Source organism: Rhodopseudomonas pentothenatexigens (assembly GCF_900218015.1).
In the GTDB taxonomy this organism is placed as follows: domain Bacteria; phylum Pseudomonadota; class Alphaproteobacteria; order Rhizobiales; family Xanthobacteraceae; genus Rhodopseudomonas; species Rhodopseudomonas pentothenatexigens.
Genome location: NZ_UFQQ01000001.1, coordinates 125,737 through 149,971 on the forward strand (window position 1 = coordinate 125,737; position 24,235 = coordinate 149,971).

The 24,235-nt window shown below is 65.6% G+C and carries 24 protein-coding genes; 19 read left to right on the forward strand and 5 right to left on the reverse strand.

Going from position 1 to position 24,235, the window contains the following annotated elements:
* Positions 1-92 precede the first annotated feature (92 nt).
* Positions 93-1,229, forward strand: coding sequence for a zinc-binding dehydrogenase (locus tag DWA33_RS00570; RefSeq protein WP_114356176.1), 1,137 nt, complete (start codon positions 93-95; stop codon positions 1,227-1,229).
* A gap of 84 nt (positions 1,230-1,313) precedes the next feature.
* Positions 1,314-2,117, forward strand: coding sequence for a hypothetical protein (locus DWA33_RS00575; RefSeq protein WP_114356177.1), 804 nt, complete (start codon positions 1,314-1,316; stop codon positions 2,115-2,117).
* Between the two features lie 151 nt (positions 2,118-2,268).
* Here the strand turns inward: DWA33_RS00575 and DWA33_RS00580 are convergent, their stop codons facing one another.
* The gene (locus DWA33_RS00580; protein WP_114356178.1) at positions 2,269-2,883 is read right to left on the reverse strand and encodes a LysE family translocator; all 615 of its coding nucleotides are present in this window, start codon (positions 2,881-2,883) and stop codon (positions 2,269-2,271) included.
* 92 nt (positions 2,884-2,975) lie between these two features.
* Here DWA33_RS00580 and DWA33_RS00585 point away from each other — a divergent pair, with 92 nt between their 5' ends.
* The 11 genes from DWA33_RS00585 to DWA33_RS00635 all read left to right on the forward strand — a co-directional run bounded on the left by DWA33_RS00585 (position 2,976) and on the right by DWA33_RS00635 (position 13,112).
* Complete coding sequence (locus DWA33_RS00585) at positions 2,976-4,118, forward strand: CaiB/BaiF CoA transferase family protein (protein WP_114356179.1); 1,143 nt, start codon at positions 2,976-2,978, stop codon at positions 4,116-4,118.
* Between the two features lie 168 nt (positions 4,119-4,286).
* A complete protein-coding gene (locus DWA33_RS00590) occupies positions 4,287-4,847 on the forward strand; it encodes an NADPH-dependent FMN reductase (RefSeq protein WP_114356180.1) in 561 nt (186 codons plus the stop codon).
* 87 nt (positions 4,848-4,934) lie between these two features.
* On the forward strand, positions 4,935-5,252 hold the full coding sequence (locus DWA33_RS00595) for an FtsB family cell division protein (protein WP_114356181.1): 318 nt from the start codon (positions 4,935-4,937) through the stop codon (positions 5,250-5,252).
* 152 nt (positions 5,253-5,404) lie between these two features.
* Positions 5,405-6,439 carry a pyruvate dehydrogenase (acetyl-transferring) E1 component subunit alpha gene (gene pdhA / locus DWA33_RS00600; protein ID WP_114356182.1) on the forward strand — a complete coding sequence of 345 codons (1,035 nt, stop codon included), beginning with the start codon at positions 5,405-5,407 and terminating at the stop codon, positions 6,437-6,439.
* 58 nt (positions 6,440-6,497) lie between these two features.
* Positions 6,498-7,907 (forward strand): pyruvate dehydrogenase complex E1 component subunit beta, encoded by a 1,410-nt coding sequence (locus tag DWA33_RS00605; protein WP_114356183.1) that lies wholly within the window; start codon positions 6,498-6,500, stop codon positions 7,905-7,907.
* A 4-nt stretch (positions 7,908-7,911) separates the two neighbouring features.
* Positions 7,912-8,208 carry a DUF5076 domain-containing protein gene (locus DWA33_RS00610; RefSeq protein WP_114356184.1) on the forward strand — a complete coding sequence of 99 codons (297 nt, stop codon included), beginning with the start codon at positions 7,912-7,914 and terminating at the stop codon, positions 8,206-8,208.
* A 12-nt stretch (positions 8,209-8,220) separates the two neighbouring features.
* The gene (locus DWA33_RS00615) at positions 8,221-9,627 is read left to right on the forward strand and encodes a pyruvate dehydrogenase complex dihydrolipoamide acetyltransferase (RefSeq protein ID WP_114356185.1); all 1,407 of its coding nucleotides are present in this window, start codon (positions 8,221-8,223) and stop codon (positions 9,625-9,627) included.
* Positions 9,628-9,634: 7 nt separating this feature from the next.
* A complete protein-coding gene (locus DWA33_RS00620; RefSeq protein ID WP_114356186.1) occupies positions 9,635-10,213 on the forward strand; it encodes a hypothetical protein in 579 nt (192 codons plus the stop codon).
* Positions 10,206-11,627 (forward strand): dihydrolipoyl dehydrogenase, encoded by a 1,422-nt coding sequence (gene lpdA / locus DWA33_RS00625; protein WP_114356187.1) that lies wholly within the window; start codon positions 10,206-10,208, stop codon positions 11,625-11,627. Before DWA33_RS00620 ends, lpdA begins: the two co-directional genes overlap by 8 nt.
* A gap of 230 nt (positions 11,628-11,857) precedes the next feature.
* Positions 11,858-12,304: a hypothetical protein gene (locus DWA33_RS00630; RefSeq protein WP_114356188.1), complete on the forward strand. Its 447-nt coding sequence runs from the start codon at positions 11,858-11,860 to the stop codon at positions 12,302-12,304.
* The gene (locus tag DWA33_RS00635) at positions 12,291-13,112 is read left to right on the forward strand and encodes a tetratricopeptide repeat protein (RefSeq protein ID WP_114356189.1); all 822 of its coding nucleotides are present in this window, start codon (positions 12,291-12,293) and stop codon (positions 13,110-13,112) included. Before DWA33_RS00630 ends, DWA33_RS00635 begins: the two co-directional genes overlap by 14 nt.
* 201 nt (positions 13,113-13,313) lie before the next feature.
* Here the strand turns inward: DWA33_RS00635 and xth are convergent, their stop codons facing one another.
* On the reverse strand, positions 13,314-14,105 hold the full coding sequence (gene xth / locus DWA33_RS00640; RefSeq protein WP_114356190.1) for an exodeoxyribonuclease III: 792 nt from the start codon (positions 14,103-14,105) through the stop codon (positions 13,314-13,316).
* 187 nt (positions 14,106-14,292) lie between these two features.
* On the opposite strand from xth, the gene DWA33_RS00645 reads away from it, so the two are divergent.
* From DWA33_RS00645 to DWA33_RS00655, 3 genes are all read left to right on the forward strand, one after another.
* Positions 14,293-14,628, forward strand: a complete 336-nt coding sequence (locus DWA33_RS00645) for a helix-turn-helix domain-containing protein (RefSeq protein ID WP_244601165.1) — start codon at positions 14,293-14,295, stop codon at positions 14,626-14,628.
* A 162-nt stretch (positions 14,629-14,790) separates the two neighbouring features.
* Positions 14,791-15,753 carry a hypothetical protein gene (locus tag DWA33_RS00650; RefSeq protein ID WP_114356192.1) on the forward strand — a complete coding sequence of 321 codons (963 nt, stop codon included), beginning with the start codon at positions 14,791-14,793 and terminating at the stop codon, positions 15,751-15,753.
* Between the two features lie 128 nt (positions 15,754-15,881).
* Positions 15,882-16,616: a hypothetical protein gene (locus tag DWA33_RS00655; RefSeq protein ID WP_114356193.1), complete on the forward strand. Its 735-nt coding sequence runs from the start codon at positions 15,882-15,884 to the stop codon at positions 16,614-16,616.
* A gap of 34 nt (positions 16,617-16,650) precedes the next feature.
* On the opposite strand, the gene DWA33_RS00660 is transcribed toward DWA33_RS00655, so the two are convergent.
* From DWA33_RS00660 to erpA, 3 genes are all read right to left on the reverse strand, one after another.
* Positions 16,651-17,706, reverse strand: a complete 1,056-nt coding sequence (locus DWA33_RS00660) for a ligand-gated ion channel (RefSeq protein ID WP_114356194.1) — start codon at positions 17,704-17,706, stop codon at positions 16,651-16,653.
* The gene (locus DWA33_RS00665; protein ID WP_114356195.1) at positions 17,703-18,716 is read right to left on the reverse strand and encodes a cache domain-containing protein; all 1,014 of its coding nucleotides are present in this window, start codon (positions 18,714-18,716) and stop codon (positions 17,703-17,705) included. The genes DWA33_RS00660 and DWA33_RS00665 overlap by 4 nt, the downstream gene beginning before the upstream one ends.
* 230 nt (positions 18,717-18,946) lie before the next feature.
* A complete protein-coding gene (gene erpA / locus DWA33_RS00670; RefSeq protein ID WP_114356196.1) occupies positions 18,947-19,279 on the reverse strand; it encodes an iron-sulfur cluster insertion protein ErpA in 333 nt (110 codons plus the stop codon).
* Between the two features lie 105 nt (positions 19,280-19,384).
* Between erpA and DWA33_RS00675 the strand changes: the two genes are divergently transcribed.
* The 3 genes from DWA33_RS00675 to DWA33_RS00685 all read left to right on the forward strand — a co-directional run bounded on the left by DWA33_RS00675 (position 19,385) and on the right by DWA33_RS00685 (position 24,207).
* Positions 19,385-20,599 (forward strand): deoxyguanosinetriphosphate triphosphohydrolase, encoded by a 1,215-nt coding sequence (locus DWA33_RS00675; RefSeq protein WP_114356197.1) that lies wholly within the window; start codon positions 19,385-19,387, stop codon positions 20,597-20,599.
* 50 nt (positions 20,600-20,649) lie between these two features.
* Positions 20,650-22,443, forward strand: coding sequence for an arginine--tRNA ligase (argS, locus tag DWA33_RS00680; protein ID WP_114356198.1), 1,794 nt, complete (start codon positions 20,650-20,652; stop codon positions 22,441-22,443).
* Between the two features lie 102 nt (positions 22,444-22,545).
* Positions 22,546-24,207, forward strand: a complete 1,662-nt coding sequence (locus DWA33_RS00685) for an SPOR domain-containing protein (RefSeq protein ID WP_114356359.1) — start codon at positions 22,546-22,548, stop codon at positions 24,205-24,207.
* Positions 24,208-24,235: the final 28 nt, after the last annotated feature.

The window sequence follows — 24,235 nt, forward strand, 5'->3', positions numbered from 1 at the left end:
CGATGATGTGATCGTCGTGGCCATCGCCTCGTCTTGAACCCCGCGCGCGGCTGCATCATGGTGCGGCCGCAACAGACAGCAGGGAGAGAGACGTGACCGAGGCCATCACCGGACTGCAACTGCGCTCGCTGATCAAGGCGAGCGGCGACCTCGAAGTCTCGCTGGTGCCGGTGAGCATTCCCGAGCCCGGCCCCGACGAGGTGGTGGTGCGGGTCGAAGCCACCCCGATCAATCCGTCCGATCTCGGCCTGTTGTTCGGCGCCGCCGACATGTCGACCGCGAAAGCGTCCGGCAGCGCGGATGCGCCGGTGATCACCGCCAAGGTGCCGGAAGCCGCCATGAAGGCGATGGCGGGCCGGCTCGACGAGTCCATGCCGGTCGGCAACGAGGGCGCCGGCACGGTGATCAAGGTCGGCAGCTCGGATGCAGCGCAGGCGCTGCTCGGCAAGACCGTAGCGATGATCGGCGGTGCGATGTACGCGCAATACCGCCTGATCAAGGCGGCCGACTGCCTGAAGCTTCAGGACGGCACCACCGCGGCCGATGGCGCCTCGTGCTTTGTCAATCCGCTGACCGCGCTCGGCATGACCGAGACGATGAAGCGCGAGGGCCACAAGGCGCTGGTGCACACGGCCGCGGCCTCCAACCTCGGCCAGATGCTCAACCGGATCTGCCTCAAGGACGGCATAGATCTGGTCAACATCGTGCGCAGCGAGGCGCAGGCCAAGCTGCTGCGCGACATCGGCGCCAAATACGTGGTGGATTCCACCGCACCGACCTTCCTCGACGATCTCACCGAGGCGCTGGTCAAGACCGGTGCCACCATCGCGTTCGACGCGATCGGCGGCGGCCGGCTTGCAGGCCAAATCCTGAGCTGCATGGAAGCGGCGATCGGCAAGACCGCCACCGGCCCCTACAGCCGCTACGGCTCGAACATTCCGAAGCAGGTCTATATCTACGGCAGCCTCGACACCAAGCCGACCGAGATCGTCCGCAATTTCGGCTTCGCCTGGGCGGTCGGCGGCTGGCTGCTGTTCCCGTTCCTGCAGAAGATCGGCGCCGCCGATGCTGCGCGCCTGCGCGCCCGCGTTGCCGCCGAGATCAAGACCACCTTCGCCAGCCGCTACACCAAGGTGGTGTCGCTGAAGGAGGCTCTGACGCTCGACGCCATCGCCGTCTACAACAAGCGCGCGACCGGCGAAAAGTATCTGATCGATCCGACCAAATAAACGCCGCGATTGCCTGAGAAACCTGCTGGCTGTCGCCGCAATTGAGAGTTATTCTCATGCGGCGCAGCAGAGCAGGGCACAATCATGGACCAAATGGCTGAACGGCGTCCGTCGGAATTGGCGGAGGCGACTGCCGCATTGATCAATCACATCGTCGGGGCGATCGAATCCGCCGCCGTGGTGATGGAGCCGTTCTACCATCTCGAATTCGTCGGAATCTTTCCGGCGCTGGTTTACGCGGCGATCCTCAAGGCGATGCCGCAGAGCAACGACTATCGGCCGATGCATGGCCGCAGCAAGGGCAATGATCTCGCTGACGGCACTCACACCCGGGTGAAGATCGACCTGTTTCCGGAATACATCCGGCACCTGCCGCCCGAGCAGCGCTCGGTCTGGCGCATGGTCGGCGATGCGCTGTGCTCGGAGCCGGTGAAGGACGCGTTTCGGCGCAAGCTGGCGCCGGCGCTGGAGCGGCGGTTCGGCCCCGGCGCCCAGTCGGTCGGGATGTTTCCGATCCCGATCCTGACCCGCGACATCCCTGGCTACAAGATCACGCCGCACACCGACACACACTGGAAGGGCATCACCGTGCAGCTCTATCTGCCGCGTGACGAAGCCCACACCGATATCGGCACGATCTTCCATGATGTCTTGCCGGACGGCTCGATGCCGAAGACACGGCAGATGAAGTTCGCGCCGAATTCGGGCTATGCCTTCGCGGTCGACAAGCACACCTGGCACTCGGCTGATACCGTCCCCGCGGACGTCGAGACGCGGGACAGCATTCTGCTGACCTATTTCGTCGACCAGGGCGTCCTCAAAGTGCTGCGCAATCGCGGCAAGCGGATCGGCAACTTCGTGCTCAACGAGATCCGCGCGCGGACCTGATTGACGCCCTTAGTAGCGAAGGTGCTATGCTTCGTCATGGCCGGGCTCGTCCCGGCCATCCGCGCGTTCTTTGTTGAGCCGCCGTAAGGCGTGGATGCTCGGGAAAAGCCCGGGCATGACGGCCGTGAGACGATCAGCGTATTAACAGGCGTCACCGCTCCGCGGTCGCCAGCTTGGCGCCGAGCGCCACGAAGGCGGCGGCGAAGCTGCGGCGGAGCCAGGTCATCACTTGCGGCCGGGTGATGACGTGGTCGCGCAGCCAGGCGGCGAACAGACCGTAGATCACGAACACCACGAAGGTCATCAGCATGAAAATGCCGCTCAGCTCGACCATCCGGCCGAGCGGATGCGCGTCGTCGGCCGAGACGAACTGCGGCAGGAAGGCGAGGAAGAAGATCGACAGTTTTGGATTGAGGATGTTGATCAGCACGCCGGTCACCGTCATCTGCAGTGCTGAGCGTGCGCCGACATCGCTCTCGACGCTGAGCGGGCCGCGCTCGCCGAGCGTCTTCCACGCCATGTAGAGCAGATAGGCGACGCCGAGATATTTGAAGGTCTGGAACGCCACCGCGCTGGTGTGGAGCAGGGCGGCAAGGCCGAGGATCGCCGCCGCCATGTGTGGCACGATGCCGATGGTCGAGCCGAACGCCGCGATCGCGCTGGCGCGTGAGCCGCGCGACAGGCCGGTGGCCACCGTATAGAGCACGCCGGTTCCGGGCGAGGCGACGACGATCAGCGAGGTGATGAGAAATTCGGCAGTCACCATTGCGCGCTCCGCTCCTGCCAGACACTTGCAATTTGCCTCGCGCCACTGAAACAGTGCGCGCCGAAACTCATAACACGAAAACGGAGACCGCAATGGGTGGACCGCTCGCCGGAATCAAAGTGATCGAGATCGCGCAGGCGATCGCCGGGCCGATGGCCGGGATGATCCTCGGCGACATGGGCGCCGAGGTGATCAAGATCGAGAAGCACGACGGCGGCGACGATGCCCGGCACTGGGGCCCGCCCTTCGTCGACGGCGATTCCTTGCTGTTTCATACCTACAACCGCAACAAGCGTTCGGTGACGCTCGACATCAAGAACCCGGACGACGTCGCGCGGCTCAAGGAGCTTGTCCAGGATGCGGACATCCTGATCCAGAATCTGCGCTCCGGCGTGGTCGCTTCGTGCGGCATCGGGCCTGACGTGATGTGCGCGGTCAATCCGCGGCTGATCTATTGTTCGGTGTGGGCGTTCGGCAAGTCCGGTCCGCTGAGCAAGGAGCCGGGCTTCGATCCGCTGCTGCAGGCCTATGGCGCGGTAATGTCGCTGACCGGCGGTCCGGAGCATCCGCCGACCTTCTGCGCGCCGCCGATCAACGACCGCGCCACTGCACAGTGGTGCGTGATCGGCGCGCTGGCGGCGTTGCAGCAGCGCCATGTCACCGGCAAGGGATGCGTGATCGACACCTCGCTGTTTGACACGGCGGTCGGCTGGGTCGACATGTCGCTCAGCGGCTATCTGCTCGACGGCGAGCCGCCGGTGCGCCACGGCACCGCCAGCGGCACGCTGGCGCCGTATCAGGTGTTCGAGACCGCCGACCGTCCGATCGTGATCGCGGCCGGCAACGACCGGCTGTTCGCCAGATGCGCCGAGGTGCTCGGCCATCCGGAGTGGAGCGCCGACCAGCGCTTTGCGCGGGTGCGCGACCGGCAGGCGCATCGGCCCGTCCTGATCCCGCTGATGCAGGAGGTGCTGAAGAGCCGCAGCGCCGCCGACTGGCTCGCTGCGCTCAAGGGCGCCGGCGTGCCGGTGAGCCCGGTCAACGACATCCCGGAGCTTGCCGCCACCGAACAGCTCGCCGCGGTGGATCTGCTGCGCACGATGCCGGATACCGGCCTCAAGGTCGCCGGTCTGCCGATCGTGTTCGACGGCGAACGGCCGCATCCGGAGCTCGCCACGCCGAAGCTCGGCGCGCACAACCATGAGGTGCTGGGCAACCGCGCGGCGGCTCAATAGGGCGGGTGAGGCCGGCGCTGTGGCCGGCGCAGAGGTGGACGCGGACGGTTTCCCCCATCAAAACCGCGTCATCACAGCGACGATGTCGTGAGTTGAGCTTTCTCCGTCGTCGCGGCGGGCTAGGCTCGCCGCGAGAGTATTTCCATTGCTGCTCCGGAGGAATTCCCTATGGCTCCACCCCATCGCGTCGCCGTCGTCGTCGGCAGCCTGCGCAAGCAAGCGTATTCGCTGCGCACCGCGCAGGCGCTCGCCAAGCTGGCCCCGGACTCGCTGAAGCTCGACATCGTCACGCTGCACGGCCTGTCGATGTACAACCAGGATTTAGAGACCGACGCGCCGCCGTCCGACTGGACCAAGTTCCGCGACGACATCAACGCTTCCGACGCCGTGCTGTTCGTGACGCCTGAATACAATCGCTCGATTCCCGGTGTGCTGAAGAACGCGATCGACGTCGGCTCGCGCCCGTACGGCAAGAGCTGCTTCGACAAGAAGCCGGCCGGGGTGTTGTCGAATTCGCCGGGCGCGATCGGCGGCTTCGGCGCCAACCACCACCTCCGTCAGTGCCTGGTGTTCTTGAACATGCCGACGCTGCAGCAGCCGGAGGCCTATGTCGGCGGCATTGCGGATGCGTTCGCCGAGGACGGCACGCTGGTCAAGGACTCCTTGCGCGAGTTCCTGCAGAAGTACATCGACGCCTTCGCAGGCTTTGTCGCCCAGCAGTACAAGTGAAGTCCCGCCTGCGTCCCGTCGGTTGCGAGCTGGCGGGACCAGTGCGGCGTTAGCCGCACGTTAACCGCGCTATCCGATGGTGCGGCCATGGTCACCCGCAGTCGTCTCAAATCGATCCTCGCCGGCATCGCGCTGTACGCGATCGCCGCCGCCGTGATCGGCTATTTCGGCGTCAACGCCTACACCGGCCGCTACGGCCTGACGGCGCAGCAGGAGCTCGACCAGGAGATCACCGCGCTCACTGCCGAGCTGGTGCAACTGCGCCAGCAGCGCGCCGAGGCCGAGCAGCGGGTGTCGCTGCTGCGCTCCGACCGGATCGATCCCGATATGCTCGACGAGCGCGTGCGCTATCAGCTCGACTTCGCCAATCCGGCGGACCTGGTGCGGATGCTGCCCGCGCGCTGAGTGCGCAAATTCCAAAAATCTGGACGAACGATTTCGAAAGTTTCGTGTCGCTGCACTGCGGCATATTGATTTGCGCGCAGCGACATAGCGATCCTTTCAAGCCGCTATAAGTTACGATAGAGAGGCTCATCTCATCTCTCATCGGAATCGCCATGGCTGCACCCAAGAAGAGCGCCGCGAAGGAAACAGCACAGGACAAGGCCGGAGGAGCGTCACCGTCGAACGTGCCGCCTTTCACCAAGGAACAGGAGCTCGGCGCTTTTCGAGAGATGCTGCTGATCCGCCGCTTCGAAGAGAAGGCGGGTCAGCTCTACGGCATGGGTGCGATCGGCGGCTTCTGCCACCTCTACATCGGCCAGGAAGCCGTCGTCGTCGGCATGCAGATGGCGCTGCGCGAAGGTGATCAAGTGATCACCGGGTATCGCGATCACGGCCACATGCTCGCCTGCGGCATGGAGGCCAACGGCGTGATGGCCGAGCTCACCGGACGCCGCGGCGGCTACTCCAAGGGCAAGGGCGGCTCGATGCACATGTTCAGCCGGGAGAAGAGCTTCTTCGGCGGACACGGCATCGTCGGCGCGCAGGTTTCGCTCGGCACCGGCATCGCCTTCGCCAACCGCTATCGGGGCGACGGTCGCGTCTGCCTGGCTTATTTCGGCGACGGCGCCGCCAATCAGGGCCAGGTGTACGAGAGCTTCAACATGGCGGAGCTGTGGAAGCTCCCCGTGGTGTACGTGATCGAGAACAACCGCTACGCGATGGGAACCTCGGTGACGCGCTCCTCGGCGCAGACCGATTTCTCCAAGCGCGGCGTGTCGTTCAACATTCCGGGCGAGCAGGTCGACGGCATGGACGTGCGCGCGGTGAAGGCCGCCGGCGACAAGGCGGTTGCACATTGCCGCGCCGGCAACGGTCCGTTCATTCTCGAAATGCAGACCTACCGCTACCGCGGTCACTCGATGTCTGACCCGGCGAAGTACCGGTCGCGCGAAGAAGTCGACAAGATCCGCAACGATCAGGATCCGATCGAGCAAGTCCGCAAGCGTCTGCTGGCGCTCGACATGACCGAGGACGATCTCAAGGCGATCGACGGCGAAGTTCGCAAGATCGTCAACGAGTCGGCTGACTTCGCACAGCACGATCCCGAGCCGGATCCGTCCGAGCTGTACACCGATGTGTATCGCTGATTCCCGCCTTGCCGTGTCGCGGCTGCTTCCCGCCTGACTGAATGACTGCGGAGCCCCAATGCCAATCCAAGTTCTGATGCCCGCGCTGTCGCCGACCATGGAGAAGGGCAACCTGTCGAAATGGCTGAAGAAGGAAGGCGACAAGGTCAAAAGCGGTGACGTCATCGCCGAGATCGAGACCGACAAGGCGACGATGGAAGTCGAAGCCGCCGACGAGGGCACGCTCGGCAAGATCCTGATCCCCGAAGGCACCAACGATGTCGCGGTGAACACGCCGATCGCCACCATCCTGGGCGACGGCGAGAGCGCCGCGGATGCCGACAAGGCGTCCGATCCGGCCGTGCAGAACAAGGTTTCGCAATCGGCACCGCCATCAGCGGAGCCAGAAGCCGCGCAGGCGAAGTCCGCAGCCGCGCCCGCACAGCATGCGCCCGAAGCGCCGACCGTATCGGCGGCCGCCGATCCGGATATTCCTGCCGGCACCGAAATGGTGACGGTGACGATCCGCGAAGCGCTGCGCGATGCGATGGCCGAGGAAATGCGCCGCGATCCCGACGTGTTCGTGATGGGCGAAGAGGTCGGCGAGTATCAGGGCGCCTACAAGGTCACGCAGGGGCTGCTGCAGGAATTCGGCGACCGCCGCGTGATCGACACCCCGATCACCGAGCACGGTTTCGCCGGCGTCGGCGTTGGTGCGGCGATGGCCGGTCTGAAGCCGATTGTCGAGTTCATGACCTTCAACTTCGCCATGCAGGCGATCGACCAGATCATCAACTCGGCGGCGAAGACGCTGTACATGTCGGGCGGCCAGCTCGGCTGCTCGATCGTGTTCCGCGGCCCCAACGGCGCCGCCTCGCGCGTCGCCGCGCAGCACAGCCAGGACTACTCGGCCTGGTACTCGCAAATCCCCGGCCTGAAGGTGGTGGCGCCGTATTCGGCCGCCGACGCCAAGGGCCTGCTCAAGGCGGCGATCCGCGATCCCAATCCGGTGATCTTCCTCGAACATGAGATGCTGTATGGCCAATCGTTCGAGGTGCCGAAGCTCGACGACTACGTGATCCCGATAGGCAAGGCGCGGATCGTTCGTGAGGGCAGCGACGTCACGCTGATCTCGTGGTCGCACGGCATGACCTACACGCTGAAGGCCGCCGACGAACTGGCCAAGGACGGCATCTCGGCCGAAGTGATCGATCTGCGCACGCTGCGTCCGCTCGACACCGAGACGATCATCGCTTCGGTGAAGAAGACCGGTCGCGCCGTGACGGTCGAAGAGGGCTGGCAGCAGAACGGCATCGGCGCCGAACTCTCCGCCCGGATCATGGAGCACGCGTTCGATTATCTGGACGCGCCGGTGACGCGGGTATCCGGCAAGGATGTGCCGATGCCGTATGCCGCCAATCTCGAAAAGCTGGCGCTGCCCAGCGTCGCCGAGGTGGTCGAGGCCGCCAAAGCCGTTTGCTATCGGTGAGCCTATGACCGGACCCAAGCAACAGCCGCTGCCGCCCGACGTCGAAGGCCGCGAGGACGCGATCGAAGTGCTGCGCGCCTTCGTGCTCGACGGCGGTCTGTCGATCGCTTTCATGCGCGCGTTCGAAGATCCGGAGATGTGGGGGCTGCTGCTGGTCGACATCGCCCGCCACGCCGCGCGTGCCTATGCGCGCGAGAGCGAATACACCGAAGACGAGGCGCTGGAGCGCATCGTCGAGATGTTCGAGGCCGAGCTGTCGCGCCCGACCGACACCGGCGCCACCACCGAACGGCCGCAGTAAGGTTCTGTCCTCATGCCGATCAACATTCTGATGCCCGCGCTGTCGCCGACCATGGAGAAGGGCAACCTTGCGAAGTGGCTGAAGAAGGAGGGCGACAAGGTCAAGAGCGGCGACGTCATCGCCGAGATCGAGACCGACAAGGCGACGATGGAAGTCGAAGCCGCCGACGAAGGCACGCTGGCCAAGATCGTCGTGCCCGAAGGCACCCAGGACGTGCCGGTCAACGACGTGATCGCGGTGCTGGCCGAGGACGGCGAGGACGCCAAGGCGGCGGGGGCAGGGGCGAAGACGACTACCGCCAGCGCCCCCTCACCCCAGCCCTCTCCCCAGAGGGGAGAGGGAGCCGGCCCAGCAGCTGGCAAGGCCGAGGCCAACTCGCACGCACAGGACAAGGCTGACCAAAAGCCGACGCCCCAGCCGTTGTCACCTCTCCCCAGCGGGGAGAGGTCGCCGCCGCAGGCGGCGGGTGAGGGGGCCGCGGCGCCAGCGAATGGCCGCGTGTTCGCCTCGCCGCTGGCGCGACGGCTCGCCAAGGACGCCGGCATCGACATTTCCAGCGTCAGCGGCAGCGGCCCGCACGGCCGCGTCATCGCCCGCGACATCGAGCAGGCCAAGCGCGGCGGCGGCCTGAAGGCGCCGGCTGCGGCGCCTGCGGCCGGTCCGGCGATCGCGCCGGCGATGTCCGATCAGCAGATCCGCGCGCTGTATCCGGAAGGTTCCTACGAAGTCGTGCCGCACGATGGCATGCGCCGGACCATTGCGCAGCGGCTGACCCAGTCGACCCAGACCATTCCGCATTTCTATCTGACGATCGACTGCAACCTCGACCGGCTGATGGCTGCGCGCGAGGACATCAACGCCGCCGCCCCGAAGGACAAGGACGGCAAGCCGGCCTACAAGCTGTCGGTCAACGATTTCATCATCAAGGCGATGGCGATCGCCCTGCAGCGGATTCCCGACGCCAACGTGTCGTGGACCGAAGCCGGCATGCTGAAGCACAAGCACTCCGACATCGGCGTTGCGGTGGCGATGCCGGGCGGGCTGATCACCCCGATCATCCGCAGCGCGGAGACGGCGTCGCTGTCGTCGATCTCGGCGCAGATGAAGGATTTTGCCGCCCGCGCGCGGGCCCGCAAGCTGAAGCCCGAAGAGTATCAGGGCGGCACCACCGCAGTGTCCAACCTCGGCATGTACGGCATCAAGGACTTCACCGCGGTGATCAACCCGCCGCACGCCACCATCCTGGCGGTCGGCACCGGCGAGCAGCGTGCCATCGTCAAGGACGGCAAGATCGAGATCGCCACCATGATGAGCGTGACGCTGTCTTGCGATCACCGCGCCGTCGACGGTGCGCTCGGCGCCGAACTGATCGGCGCCTTCAAAACGCTGATCGAAAATCCCGTGATGATGATGGTGTGATAAATTCATGACGGAGGATCAAGTTAGCGACTCTGTCGTGAAGGAGTTTCTTGCTTCTTGGCCGGACCAGTTCTCTGTCGACGGGAAGAAGTGGCTATGCATGCGAAAGAAGCGCGAAGACTCTATGCCCTATTTGTATGTGCCTGGGTCTAGGCAGTTCGGTACTCAACCGGATGCTCTCTACGGGCACTTTGGGCTTGATCCCGAATGTAACGAGATAGAGTTCGCCGATCTAATTGCGATCGAGGCCTGCAACACAGACCAAAATCTGTTCGACAAGCGATCTCGCTATGTTGATCAGAACCGCCTTGGGGTGTTTTGCCAAGAGAAATGGCTGAAGCGGAAGAAAGTTGAAATCGGAAATAACGATTGCGGGTTACAAAACATACCCGTCCGATTTCAATCCATTCTTTACATCCTGCCCGACGCTCTCTTTGAGCGACTTCGGCAGCATTTGCATCCTTGGGGAAATGAGTATTTCCTGCCGCTGAGCCGTCGGAGCGAGGAGTTCTCGTCGATGTTCAAGCACATGGTTCCTCAATCTCATTTCTTTGGCTGCGAATATGAATTGGTGCTAGATGTCTGACACCTCCTTCGACGTCATCATCATCGGCTCCGGGCCCGGCGGCTATGTCGCGGCGATCCGTGCGGCGCAGCTTGGGTTCAAGACCGCGATCGTCGAGAAGTCGTATCTCGGCGGCATCTGCCTGAACTGGGGCTGCATTCCGACCAAGGCGCTGCTGCGCTCGGCGGAGATCTATCACTACATGCAGCACGCCAAGGATTACGGGCTGTCGGCGGACAACATCTCGTTCGATCCGAAGGCGATCGTGCAGCGCTCGCGCGGGGTATCGAAGCGGCTGAACGACGGCGTCGGCTTCCTGATGAAGAAGAACAAGATCTCGATCATCTGGGGCGCGGCGACCATCGACGCGCCGGGCAAGCTGACGGTCAGCGTCTCCAAGACCGAGGCGCCGAAGGGCGCGCTGCCGCCGGGCAGCTATCAGGCCAAGCACATCATCGTCGCCACCGGGGCGCGGCCGCGGGTGCTGCCCGGGCTCGAGCCGGACAAGAAGCTGGTCTGGACCTATTTCGAGGCGATGGTGCCGGAGGTGATGCCGAAGTCGCTGTTGGTGGTCGGGTCAGGGGCGATCGGCATCGAGTTCGCCTCGTTCTTCCACACCATGGGCGCCAAGGTCACCGTGGTCGAGGTGCTGCCGCAGATCCTCCCGGTCGAGGACGCCGAGATCGCCGCGCTCGCCCGCAAGCGGTTCGAGAAGCAGGGCATCAAGATCCTGGCCGGCGCCAAGGTCACCAAGCTCGACAAGAAGGCAGATAGCGTCGTTGCCACCATCGATCCGGGTAACGGCAAGCCGGAGACTGCCGAATTCGACCGGGTGATCTCGGCGGTCGGCGTGGTCGGCAATGTCGAGAATCTCGGGCTGGAGAAGCTCGGCGTGAAGCTCGATCGCGGCACCATCGTCACCGACGGGCTCGGCCGGACCAACGTCCCCGGCCTGTACGCGATCGGCGATGTCGCCGGACCGCCGATGCTGGCCCATAAGGCCGAGCACGAGGGGGTGATCTGTGTCGAAGCCATCAAAGGCCTGCATCCGCACCCGCTCGACAAGAGCCTGATTCCCGGCTGCACCTATTGCCAGCCGCAGATCGCTTCCGTGGGGCTTACAGAGGCCAAGGCGAAGGAGCAGGGCCGGGAGATCCGGGTCGGCCGCTTCCCGTTTACCGCCAACGGCAAAGCGATTGCGCTCGGCGAGGACCAGGGCCTGGTCAAGGTGATCTTCGACAAGAAGACGGGTCAGCTCCTGGGCGCGCATATGATCGGCGCCGAGGTCACCGAGCTGATCCAGGGCTACGTCGTGGCGATGAACCTCGAGACCACCGAGGAAGAGCTGATGCACACCGTCTTCCCGCATCCGACGCTGTCGGAAATGATGAAGGAAGCCGTGCTCGACGCCTACGGCAAGGTGCTCAACGCCTGACCCCAGCGGCGACTAAATGCACCTGACAAGGGTGTCCGCCAGGACACTCTTGTTGCTATGCCGCAACAGTTCCGCATCATTTAACCGTCTTTGACGGTCGCTCTTGCACACGCCGCTTTTTGGCCACACCGGTCAATGAGATCATCAGACCTAAGCCGAGCGCAGGTCGATGGTCTCACCGGAAGGTCCGGAAAGCCCGACAGCGAGGCGGCCGGAAAGACGAGTTCGCGATGTTCGCCACGACGCCTATCAAGTCGATGCCGACGAGCCGCCAGAACGCTGGCGGTTTCGCGAACCTGTCGGGGGCGGTTACCAACGGCCGATCGAGTGGCTTCGGCGCCCCAGCTCACGTCTTCAAAAAGTCACTGTCTGCCGCGGATTTGCAGCGGCTCGGCCGTCATCTCGCCAAACAGCAGGGCGATGGTGAGGTTGCCCAGCTCCCGGCGACGATCTTGCGCAATCATGGCCACATAAGGTGCGATCACCTGACCGTCGAACAGCCGACGGCCGGTCGCGGCCGTGACAGAAAATTGACCGCCGTGGCGCCGGCAACTGACCCGTCCGAAACGGGTGTTGCCGCGACAGAGGAGAGGGCGGGAGCGTGTTGGATGGAAAGCCGGCGGGTCGATGCGACCGCACCGGGGGTGACCCGCGAGATGTGCGATGCGGAATTTTAAGCGTAGCGTTTTTGCCGCGTTGCTGATCGGCGCCGGAGCGAGCGCCGTCCCGGCGGCTGCGTTCGAAGGCACCCCGGTTCGCCCGGAGGACACCGCGATCCCGGTCGCCACCAGCCAGCCGGCCACCGTGCCGGCGCTGAAGAAGGCGCTGCCGGCGGCGCCGTCGACCACCTCGCTGACCGCCCTGCAATATGCCGCCGAAGGCGGTCACCCGATCGCGCAGTGGCGGCTCGGGAAGATGTATGCCGACGGCAACGGCGTCGATCAGGACGACCTGCGCGCCTTCGACTATTTCAGCAAGATCGCCAACGCCCATGCCGAGGACAGCCCGTCGGCACCGCAGGCCGCGATCGTCGCCAACGCCTTCGTGGCGCTCGGCCGCTACTATCTCGACGGCATCCCGAATTCGAAGGTCAAGCGCGATCCGGAGCGGGCGCGCGAGATGTTCTCCTACGCCGCCTCGTATTTCGGCAATGCCGACGCGCAGTACGATCTGGCGCGGCTGTACATCGAGGGCGTCGGCGTGCCGCGCGACTTCCGCTATGGCGCGCGCTGGCTCGGTCTCGCCGCTCAGAAGGGCCAGCACCAGGCCCAGGCGATGCTCGGCCAATTGCTCTTCAACGGCGACAAGCTACCCCGCCAGGCCGCCCGCGGCCTGATGTGGCTGACCCTGGCCCGCGATGCCGCGACGCCGGAAGAGGCCTGGATCAAGGACAGCTACAACCGGGCGGTCGCCAAGGCCTCCGACGACGACCGGGTGATGGCGCTGCAGATGCTCGAGCACTGGGTCCAGGGCCGGCGGGACTGAGGCGGTCGCGCGGGGGGCGTCGCCAGCACCGGCGATCCATCCTTATTGGTAAGCATGACGTCATCCTGAGGTGCTCGGCGCATCGCGGCGGGCCTTGAAGATGGCCGTAAGGATGGTCGGCGCCGTCCGTGAGGCCGCCGTCGCCTTCAAGGCCGTTTGCGCGCCACCTCAGGATGACGGCACGCAGTGCTTCAATAGCGCTTACGCCGTCTCCAGATCGAAATCCGCCCACACCGGGACGTGGTCGGACGGCTTTTCCCAGTTGCGCACATAGCTGTCGATGCCGACGTGGCGCAGCCGGTCGGCGGCCTGGGGCGACAGCAGCAGATGGTCGATCCGCAGCCCCCAGTTCTTCTGCCAGGCGCCGGCCTGGTAGTCCCAGAAAGTGTACTGGCCGGGCGCGTCGGTGGTGGCGCGCAGCGCGTCGGTGAGGCCGAGGCCGAGCAGGGTCTGGAAGCTCTCCCGGGTCTCGGGGCGGAACAGGGCGTCCTCCGTCCAGGCGGCCGGATTGTGGACGTCCTCAGCGTGGGGGATGACGTTGAAATCGCCAGCCAGGATCAGCGGCTCCTCGGTCTTCAGCCGCTGCTGGGCGTAGTCGCGCAGCCGCGCCATCCAGCTCAGCTTGTACGGATACTTCTCGCTGCCGACCGGATTGCCGTTGGGCAGATACAGGCAGGCGACGCGCACCACGCCGCGCTTCAAAGACACCACGCCTTCGAGAAATCGGGCATGGACATCGGCGTCGTCGCCGGCAAGGCCCGGATTGGCTTCTTCGAGCGGATATTTTGACAGCAGCGCCACGCCGTTGAAGGTCTTCTGGCCGTGGGTGACGACGTTGTAGCCGAGCGCCTCGATCGGCTCGCGCGGAAACGCCTCGTCGACGCATTTGATCTCCTGCAGGCAGACCACGTCGGGCCGGCAGTCCTGCAGCCAGGTCAGGAGATGGTCCAGCCGCTGCCGGACCGAATTGACGTTCCAGGTGGCAATCCGCATTGCGCCGTCCGTTGCCCGGGATTGATTTGCGCCGCGGCAGATCGTGCCGTGCAGCGCTGTGATAGAGCAATCGGCGTCGGAGGCAAATCCGCCGCGGCGATGAGTTGCGGCGATCGCACCGCGGTCGCGGCGGCATGATGATCGGTCTGAAGACGGGGCGCCGGGCATGTCGGGTCGCGGAGCACGAATGGTCGAAGCCATGCAGCTCAGGGGCATGACCAAGCAGCATGCCCTGGCATTCGCGATGGGCGTCAACGAGAGCACGATCACGCGCTGGAAGAACGACGGCCCGATCTCGGTGGATCATGCCGTGCTGTTGTGCGACACGCTCGACGTCTCGCTCGACTGGTTTCTGGCGGGCCGCGGGCGGATCGACGGCCACAAGGCACCGGCTCCGTCTGATTCGGCCGACTCCCAGCTGCTGAGCTGCGTCCGTCGCGTCGAGGCAAGGCTGCCGGAGCGATCCAAGACCCTGCTGATCGCCTTCATCACCTCGTTGTCTCCCGAGGCTTCCGACCTCTGAAGCTGCAGAATTGCGGCCGGCGCAAGCGGCCGACGCGAGATTTGCGTGTAATGCAACTATAAGTTGATTTGGTCTCAGCATGTGGGGTTACAGTTGCGCAACCCAAGGTTGCATAAGCACCGTGGGTGCAATCGCAGATCCGTCGTCCCGCAGGAGATCATCATGGCCACCACGATCACGATCAACGTCACCAACAAGAGCACCACGCTCCAGAACTTCTTCTTCTTCCAGCAGCCGGCGCAGTATTCCGGCGGCGCCCAGGTCTACAGCAACAGCCTCTACAGCCAGGCGCTGCTGCCCTACGACCAGTCGGGTGCGGTGCTGAGCTTCTCGATGGTGCTCCAGTACTATGCAGGCGTCCAGCAGCAGGTGGCGCCGCCGCAAGTCGGTCAGCCGTCCGGACAGCTCGCCGCGATTCAGCCGATCGACCTGACCCCCGCGGCGGGCGGCACGCCGACCAACAACACCACCAACATGACGGTCTCGCCATCGCTGGGCCTGTCGGTGCCGACCTCGACGCAGGGGCCGCAGGCCGGCTCGTTCCGGATTATCACGCCGGTGTTCAACCCGGTGCTGACCGCCTACAACGCGGGTTCCGCGGTGCAGTCGCTGTCCGGCGGCATCACGCTGTCGAACTTCGTGACGGCCCAGCCGAACTCCAATCTCGACTGTCAGCCGATCATCAAGTTCTACGTCCAGACCGGCACCTATACGGCCGGCACGGTGATGAACTTCACCTCGTCGTCGCAGGGGGCCGCGATCTGCGACGCCACCCCCGGCTACACCACGTTCAACGTCACCTATAACCTCAACGGCACCTGGACCGTGAAGAACATGGCCTCCACGCTGTTGGCCGACGGCACCCGTGGTCTCGTCGAAAAGTCGGTCTACACCACGGGGCTGATCGCTCCGGTGGCGCCGAATGCCGAGATTCTCAACGAGGCCGGCACCGCCGTGGTTTCCACCGGTACCGCGGCGAACTTCCTGAAGCCGATCAACGTCGCGAACCTCAGCCAGCCCGGCAATATCGTGGTGACCCGCGAGTATCAGGTCGGCCCGACCGGCGGACCCTACCAGGGCACGATGTGCACCCAGGTCGCCGGCAATACCGCCGTGTTCGATTAGGAGCCGCCGCGCCGCCGACAATGAAGGTTTGATCGGGCGGCGTGGGAGCGACCGCGGCCGGGGGCCTCGACGGCCTCCGGCCGTTGGCGTTTCATCGACGTGGCTGGCGAAGCAACGGCGCGCACATCATGGCCACCACCATCACCATCAATCTGCAAAACGGCGGCAATACGCTGCAGAACTTCTGCTTCTTCCAGCAACCGGCACAGTATTCGAGCGGCGGTCAGGTATTTACCAGCAGCCTGTTGGGCCAGCCGCTGCTACCCTACCAAGCCTCCGGCGCGATCCTGAGCTTCATGATCACGCTGCAGACCTACGCTGGGGTGCAGCAGCAGATTGCGCCGCTGCAGCCGGGACAGCCGGTCGGACAGGCCGGGGCGATCCGTGCGATTGAGCCGACTCCGGCGCAGGGCACGCCCACCGGCAACACCACGACGATGACGGTCACGCCGGCGCTCGGCCTGTCGCCGACCACGGTCACTGCCGGGCTGAACACCGGCGTATTCCGGATCGCGACGGCAACGTTCAATCCGGTGCTGGTCGCCTACAATACGGGAGTGGCGATGCAGACGCTTGCCGGTGGAATCCTGCTGTCGAATTTCGTGACGGCGCCGCCCAGCGTCGCCCTCGACTGCACGCCGTCGCTCAAGTTTTACGTGCAGACCGGGACCTACCCCGCGGGGACCGCATTGGATTTCGGCGCAATGTCGGCGACGGCCGCGGTTTGTGACGCCACTCCAGGGTTCACGGCCTTCAACGTCAGCTACAACATCGACGGCACCTGGACGGTCAAGAACATGGTGGCTGGACGGCTCGCGAACGGCAAGCCCGGGCTGATCGTGAAGTCCGAATTCACCACGTGAGGACGCGGCGGGATTGCCGGATCAACGTCTGTCGCTATCCCCGCAGCACCAGCGCGAGACAGACGATCACCATGATCGACGGCAGGGCCCAGCGGCAATGTGAACGCAGCCCCGTAGCGAGCACGTGATAGCGCGAGTCCGGATCGCTGCGCGGCTTCCAGAGCAGCGCATCGATCAGCACCACGACCACAAGATAGAAATAGCCGAGCGAGATAATCTTCGCGATCGGGGTGTTCAACGAGATCGAACCGGGGAAGCTCGCCTCGTAGGTGAAGCTGATCGCCGCCAGCGCGAGGAGGGCGGAGAACACCAGGCTGCCGTGATCCTTCGGCGCGGTGCCGGGGATCCACAGCACGAACAGCGACACCGCCAGCGTCGAGACAATCGGGATGAACAGCCGCAGCAGATAGCGCTCCGACAGCCGCTCGATCCCGACGGTGGCGTTGAGCCGCGAGTAGGCGCGTGCGTTCCAGCCGGCGGCTTCGTCGTAGAAGAAGGTCAGGTCGAGCGGCCGCCAATCGATCACTGACAATTTCGGTTCGATCCGCGAGAACAACCGGTCGGTTTCGGTGGTCACCAGCATCGCGTCCTGTTTGGCGTAGCGCGGCAGCGAGAACGACAGCGACAGCCGCTGGCGGTCGAACGGAAACGCCGCCATATCGACGCCGACGCGGAAATCGGCCTCGTAGCGCTCGACCAGCACGACACTGCCGTCGGCATAGACCGAGACCGCATCGACTTTGGCGCGGGGCTCGCCGAGCTGATTGTCGATCGCCAGGCCTGGCGTCCAGATTCCGGCGATGTACTGCCGTGCTTCGACGCCGACGCGGTCGATCCGCGAGGTGCCGGCGTCGAGCGGATCGAACCGCCGGCGCGGATCGGTCCAGCGCTGGGTGACTTCGATGTACAGCCTCGCGCGGCCGATCACCTCGCGAATTTCGGTGATGTCGAGCACGCGCAAGCCGATGCGGACTTGGACTGGCAGTTCGACGCCTTCGGGCAGCACTTCCGAGGGCGAGCTTGCGGCGGATGCGGGCGCACCGCACAGCGCAGCGAAAACGATCAGCAGAGCCGCCAGCAGTGACTTCATGCCTGCGCCTCGTCGCGCGGCTTCAGCATCCGGGCCGACACCAAGAAGGCCACGAAGGCGAGCACAGTGCCGATCAGCGCCGCCGCGATCAGCTCGATCCGGGTCCGCTGCAACGCTGCGCCGTGCGACGGGAAGCTCTTCACTGCCGCGATGTTGCCGATCATCCGGCCGGAGAAGTCGATCAGCGGCTGCACCAGGATCGCGCCGGTCTCGCCGCCGATCCGATGCGGGGTGATCTCGCGGGTGCGGGCGAGGCGGATGGCGCCGTCGCGCAACAAGCCGGTGAACAGCGGCGTGTCGGTCGAAGCGAGCGCGATCAGGTCGCCGAACTGCTCGCCCTTGTCGCCGGGCCTGCGCGGCGGCAACTCGGCGAGTGATTGGCTCAGCACCACCGCGATGTCGGCATTGGTCAGCGTCTTTACCTGTTCGAGGATCGGCTCGAGATTGAGACCGGCCTCGACGGTGCCGACGAAGCGGTCGCCGTCGTTGATCACCGCGATGCCGCGCACGAAGGTGCCGGCGACGCCGATCTCAAGGCCGACCTGGGAGCGCCGCGTCTTGTTGGCGGCGAGCACCATCTGCCGAAACTTGGTCAGGTCGTCGCCGAACTTATCCGGCAGATGCAGCCGCAGCAGATAGGTCATGTCGGCGGCGTGAAAGCCGAACACCGGAACGCCCTGGCTTTTCAGATACGCATAAGGGGCGGCCGTGAGTTCCGTCAGCGCGGCGCGGTCACCGGCGGCAAGTGCGCGCGCCACAGCCCGCTGCCGCGCCGAGGTCTCCGCCTGGGTCAGCGCGAACCGTCCGGCTCCGTCGAGCGCGGCGGTGATCGCCTGGCTGACGGCCGCCATCTGGTGATCGCGGTCGCGCGCGATCACGTCGTTCTGCATCGAGAAGGTGAGGGCGAGCATTGCGCCGAAGCTCAGCGCCAGCACCAGTGCGGTTATCAGGCCGGCATGGACGCTGGAGACGCGCAGAGGCGGACGGGGAACGCTGGGAGGCACCGACATCGAGGTTTCCGGGGGCTGTTGACCCATCCTCGACATGGCCGCGCAACGCGCGGAGCATCGCGCGCTGCCAAAAAGCCGTTCGGAGGGTTCTTTGGCCGCGCCTTAGCGGACCTGGGAACCGGAACCAAGAGCAGATGGTACGGCAGGAGACGTTTGTCTTGACCTGGCGTCTCAAAGCCAACGGCTGCGGGTGCCGCCCGGCCGCCGCAACCGTGCCGTCGATCAGAACGTCAGATCGAGAAACTGGTGCCGCAGCCGCAGGAGGCGGTGGCGTTCGGGTTGTTGACCCGGAACGAGGCGCCGATCAGGTCGTCGACGAAATCGACTTCGGAGCCTTCGAGGAACGGCACAGAGGCAGAATCGACCAGTACCACCGCGCCCTCTCTGGCGATCACTAGATCGTCGTCGGTCTTGGTGCGGTCGACGTCGAATTTGTACTGGAAGCCCGAGCAGCCGCCGCCTTCGACGCTGATCCGCAGCATCGCGCCTTGGCCTTCGCCCTTGAGGATTTCGCCGATCCGGCGCGCCGCGCGTTCGCTGATGGTGACGCTCGATTCCGTCATCTCGCCGCTCCGTGTTGACGGGCAGGGCCCGTCATTGGATTTCTTTGCCAACAGTAGTTAAGTGCGCCGCACCGCAGAATCAAACGGTCAGGACGAGTCGCGCGCGTGTCGGTCGGTATGGCAGCCCCCCGTGCAGCCTTTGGCTGCGATCCGGACCACAGCCGCGGCCGGCAATTTCACGAGCCGCCGAGCCGGACCCGCAGCGCCTTTCGCCGCGATTGCGACCGCGTCATCCATTCCAACGCGTTTCGCCGGCTCAAACACAAGACCCAGGTCTTCGTGTTTCATGAAGGCGATCACTATCGCACCCGGCTGACCCACAGCCTGGAAGTGGCGCAGATCGCCCGGGCGCTCGCCCGTCAGCTCGGGCTCGACGAAGACCTCACCGAAACCCTGGCGCTGGCCCACGACCTCGGCCATCCGCCGTTCGGCCACGCCGGCGAGCGGGCGCTCGATGCCTGCCTGAAGGACGCCGGCGGCTTCGATCATAATGCCCAGACGCTGCGGGTGTTGACGGCGCTGGAGCACCGCTATCCGGAGTTCGACGGCCTCAACCTGACCTGGGAAACGCTGGAAGGCGTGGTCAAGCACAACGGGCCGCTGACCGACCGCGCCGGCGCGCCGCTGCCGCGTTATGCCGAGCACGGCGTGCCGCGTGGCATCACCGAGTTCAACCAGCGTTTCGACCTGCAGCTCTGGAGCTTTGCGTCGCTCGAAGCCCAGGTGGCCGCGATCGCCGACGACATCGCTTACGACGCCCACGACATCGACGACGGCCTGCGCGCCGGGCTGTTCCGGATCGACGATCTGGTCGAGGTACCGCTGGTGGCGCGGATCGTGGCCGCGGTCGACCGGCGCTATCCGGGGCTCGACGACGGCCGGCGCGGCGCCGAGCTGGTGCGCGAACTGATCTCGACGCTGATCGGCGCGGTTGCCGCCGAGGCGCAGCGGCGGATCGGGGAGGCTAAGCCGGAATCGGCCGATGACGTCCGCCGTGCCGACCGGGCACTGGTGGCGTTCCCGGCCGACACCGCGAAAGCCGAAGCCGAGATCAAGGCCTTTCTCTGGACCTGGATGTACCGCGCCGAGCGGGTGATGAAGGTGATGCGCGACGCCGAAACCATCGTCGCCGAGCTGTTTCAGCGGTACTGCGATCATCCGGAGGATCTGCCGCCGGACTGGCTGCCGGCCCATGGCCCGGTGGCCGAGTGCGAAGCCGACCGGCTGCTGCGGATTCGCAATTTCATCGCCGGGATGACCGACCGCTACGCGCTCGCCGAGCACCAGCGGCTTTTTGACACGACCCCGGATTTGCGTTAGGCGGCGCCCGTCCGGCCCGAAACGGCCGCGCCCATTTCCCCTTTGCAGCCATGGCCGAGCTCCCGATGTCCACGCATCTTTTCGCCCGTCTCCTGTCGCGCGTGCACGCGGTGTGCGCGGCGCTGATCGAAGAGGGCGCGCTGCCCGCCGGGATCGACCTTTCGCGCGTCGTGGTCGAGCCGCCGAAGGACGCCTCGCACGGCGACATGGCGACCAACGCCGCGATGGTGCTGGCCAAGGACGCCAAGGCCAAGCCGCGCGATCTCGCCGACAAGATCGCCGAGAAGCTGCGCGCCGAGGACCTGATCGATCAGGTCGTGATCGCCGGTCCCGGCTTCATCAACCTCACGCTGAAGCCGGCAGTATGGGCGGAGGCGCTACGCGCCGTGCTCGATGCCGGCGCCGGCTACGGCCGCAGCAGCATCGGCGGCGGCGAGAAGGTCAACGTCGAATACGTCTCGGCCAATCCGACCGGGCCGATGCATGTCGGCCACTGCCGCGGTGCGGTGTTCGGCGACGCGCTCGCCAATCTGCTCGACGTCGCCGGTTACGACGTCACCCGCGAGTACTACATCAACGACGCCGGCGCCCAGGTCGACGTGCTGGCGCGTTCTGCCTTCCTGCGTTACCGCGAAGCGCTCGGTGAGGACATCGGTGCAATCCCCGAAGGACTGTATCCGGGCGATTATCTCAAGCCGGTCGGCGAGGCGCTGAAGGCCGAGCACGGCGCCGCGCTGAAGGACATGCCCGAGGCGCAGTGGCTGCCGGTCGTGCGGGCCAAGGCGGTCGCGATGATGATGGAGGCGATCAAGGGCGATCTCGCCGCGCTGAACATCACCCACGAGGTGTTCTTCTCGGAGCGCTCGCTGATCGAGGGCGGCCGCAACCGGGTGGCCGAGACCATCGAATTCCTGCGTTCCAAGGGCGACGTGTATCAGGGGCGTCTGCCGCCGCCGAAGGGCGCGCCGGTCGAGGACTACGAGGACCGCGAACAGACCCTGTTCCGGGCGACCGCCTATGGGGACGACGTCGACCGGCCGCTGCTGAAGTCCGACGGCAGCTACACCTACTTCGCTTCCGACATCGCCTATCACAAGGTGAAGTTCGACGCCGGCTTCGCCAACATGGTCGACGTCTGGGGCGCCGATCACGGCGGCTACATCAAGCGGATGCAGGCGGCAATCAAGGCGGTGACCGCCGGCAAGGGCGCGCTCGACGTCAAGATCGTGCAGCTGGTGCGGCTGTTGCGCAATGGCGAGCCGGTGAAGATGTCGAAGCGCGCTGGCGACTTCGTCACCCTTCGCGAGGTGGTCGACGAGGTCGGTTCCGACGCCGTCCGCTTCATGATGCTGTTCCGCAAGAACGACGCGGTGCTCGATTTCGACTTGGCCAAGGTGATCGAGCAGTCGAAAGACAATCCGGTGTTCTACGTCCAGTACGGCCACGCCCGCGGCCACTCGATCTTCCGCAATGCGCGCGAGGTGGTTCCCGATCTGCCGGAGGATTCGAAGGGGCGGGCGGCGATGCTGCGGCAGGCGCCGCTGGAGCGGCTGAACGATCCGGCCGAACTCGAACTATTGAAGCGACTGGCGCTCTATCCGCGCATCGTCGAGGCCGCTGCCCAGGCCCACGAGCCGCACCGAATTGCGTTCTATCTCAATGAGCTCGCGAGCGAATTTCATGCGCTTTGGACGCATGGCCGCGATTTGCCTCATTTACGCTTCATTATCAATAATGATGCAGAGATTACCAGGGCGCGCTTGGCGATGGTCCAGGGCGTCGTCTCGGTTTTGGCCTCGGGGCTCGCCATTCTCGGCGTCACTGCGCCGGACGAGATGCGATAGGGGATCGGCCGTCAGATGGGGATCTGGAGCGGCTTGTGAAAGCGGCCGTGACGTCTGCGAAGGCGCCTTGGGCAGCTTTCCCGAATGGGACGCGACATCACGATGACGGATCGATATCAGAACCGACCTTTTCCGCTGGATGACGAGGACAGCCGTCCGGCCTCCCGCTATCCGCAGAAGCCGGAAAACGATCCACTCGCGGAGCTGGCCCGTCTGATCGGTCAGGCCGACCCTTTCGGCCAGTCCGCCGCCCGTGCAGAGCCGGCTCCGCCGGTTGCGCCGCAAACCCGCTCGACCGGTTTTCGCGCCAGTCGTCCGGCTGCGCCGCCCGCCGCGGATGAATTGTCGCCGCCTCCGATGCCGTCGTGGATGCAGCACCGCCAGACCCAGCGACCGGCCGAGCCGCCGCGGGCGCAGGAGCCGGCCTTTGCGCCTGCGCCGGAGCCGGATTTCAGCCGGCCGCCGTCATTCCTCAGTGCCGCGCCGCCGCGTCGTACCGAGTCGGCCAGCTTCGATCATGCGCCGTCGATGCAGCCGTCGATCGAGTCACGTCCGCTGGAGATGCACTCGTTCGATCCCGGCCCGATCGAACCGCGCAAGCCTGAGCCGCGATTGAACCCGATCGAGCAGCGCCAGCTCGATCTGATGCAGCCCGACCGTGTGGTCTATGAGCCGCCATTCGACCCGCTGCCGGCGAGCCCGGCGTCGCTGGAGCCGAGCCGCTACGACGAGGCGCTGTACGGCCAGCTTCCGGCCGATCCCGCCCCGATAGGCGGTTATCAGGAGCCGCCTTATGGCTACGAAGACGGCTACGACGAGACCTCCGACCCCCGCGCGCTGAAGCCGCGCCGCAATACCATGTTCATGGTGGTGGCGATTCTCGCGCTGGCGGTGGTCGGCACCGGCGGTGCGCTGGCGTATCGCACCTTTGCCGGCGCCCCGCGCAGCGGCGAGCCTCCGGTGATCAAGGCCGACACCGGCCCGACCAAGATTCCCGGCCCGTCGAACGACAGCGCCGGAAAGCCGATCCAGGACCGGCTCGCCTCCGGGAGCGGCGTCGAGGCACTGGTGTCGCGCGAAGAGCAGCCGGCGGCCGACCCGTCGCGGATGCCCGGTTCGGGCCCGCGCGTGGTGCTGCCGCAGCTCAATCAGAATCCGAATCCGCCGGCGGTGGCCAGCGTCGCACCGGGTGTCAGGCCGAATCTGACGCCGCCGCCGAACAACGGCACGCTGGCCGGCGACGAGCCGCGCAAGATCAGGACCTACAGCATCCGCCCGGATCAGGTCGATCCGTCCGGGCAGCCCGCCGGCGCTGCCGCGGCGCCTTCTGGCCGGCAGGCCAGCCGCACCGCGCCGCCAGCGGCCGCCCCGGCGCGCAGCCCCGGCCGCAGCGTCGAGGACGCCAATGCATCCGCCGGCACTGCGCCTTTGTCGTTGTCGCCGAATGCCGGCGAAGCTCCGGCACCGCGGCCGCAGCGGGTCGCCTCGCTGCCCGCCGAACCGGCGGCAACGTCAGGCGGTTACGTCGTGCAGGTTTCGTCGCAGCGCAGCGAAGCGGACGCCAAGGCCTCGTACCGGATGCTGCAGGGCAAGTTCCCGTCGGTGCTCGGCTCGCAGTCCCACATGGTCAAGCGTGTCGATCTCGGCAGCAAAGGTGTCTACTACCGGGCGATGGTCGGGCCGTTCGCGTCATCGGAACAGGCGCAGCAAGTCTGCAGCAGCCTAAAAAGTGCCGGCGGACAGTGCGTCGTCCAGAGGAATTAACGGCGGTTTCCTTGACCCTGGAGGCGTG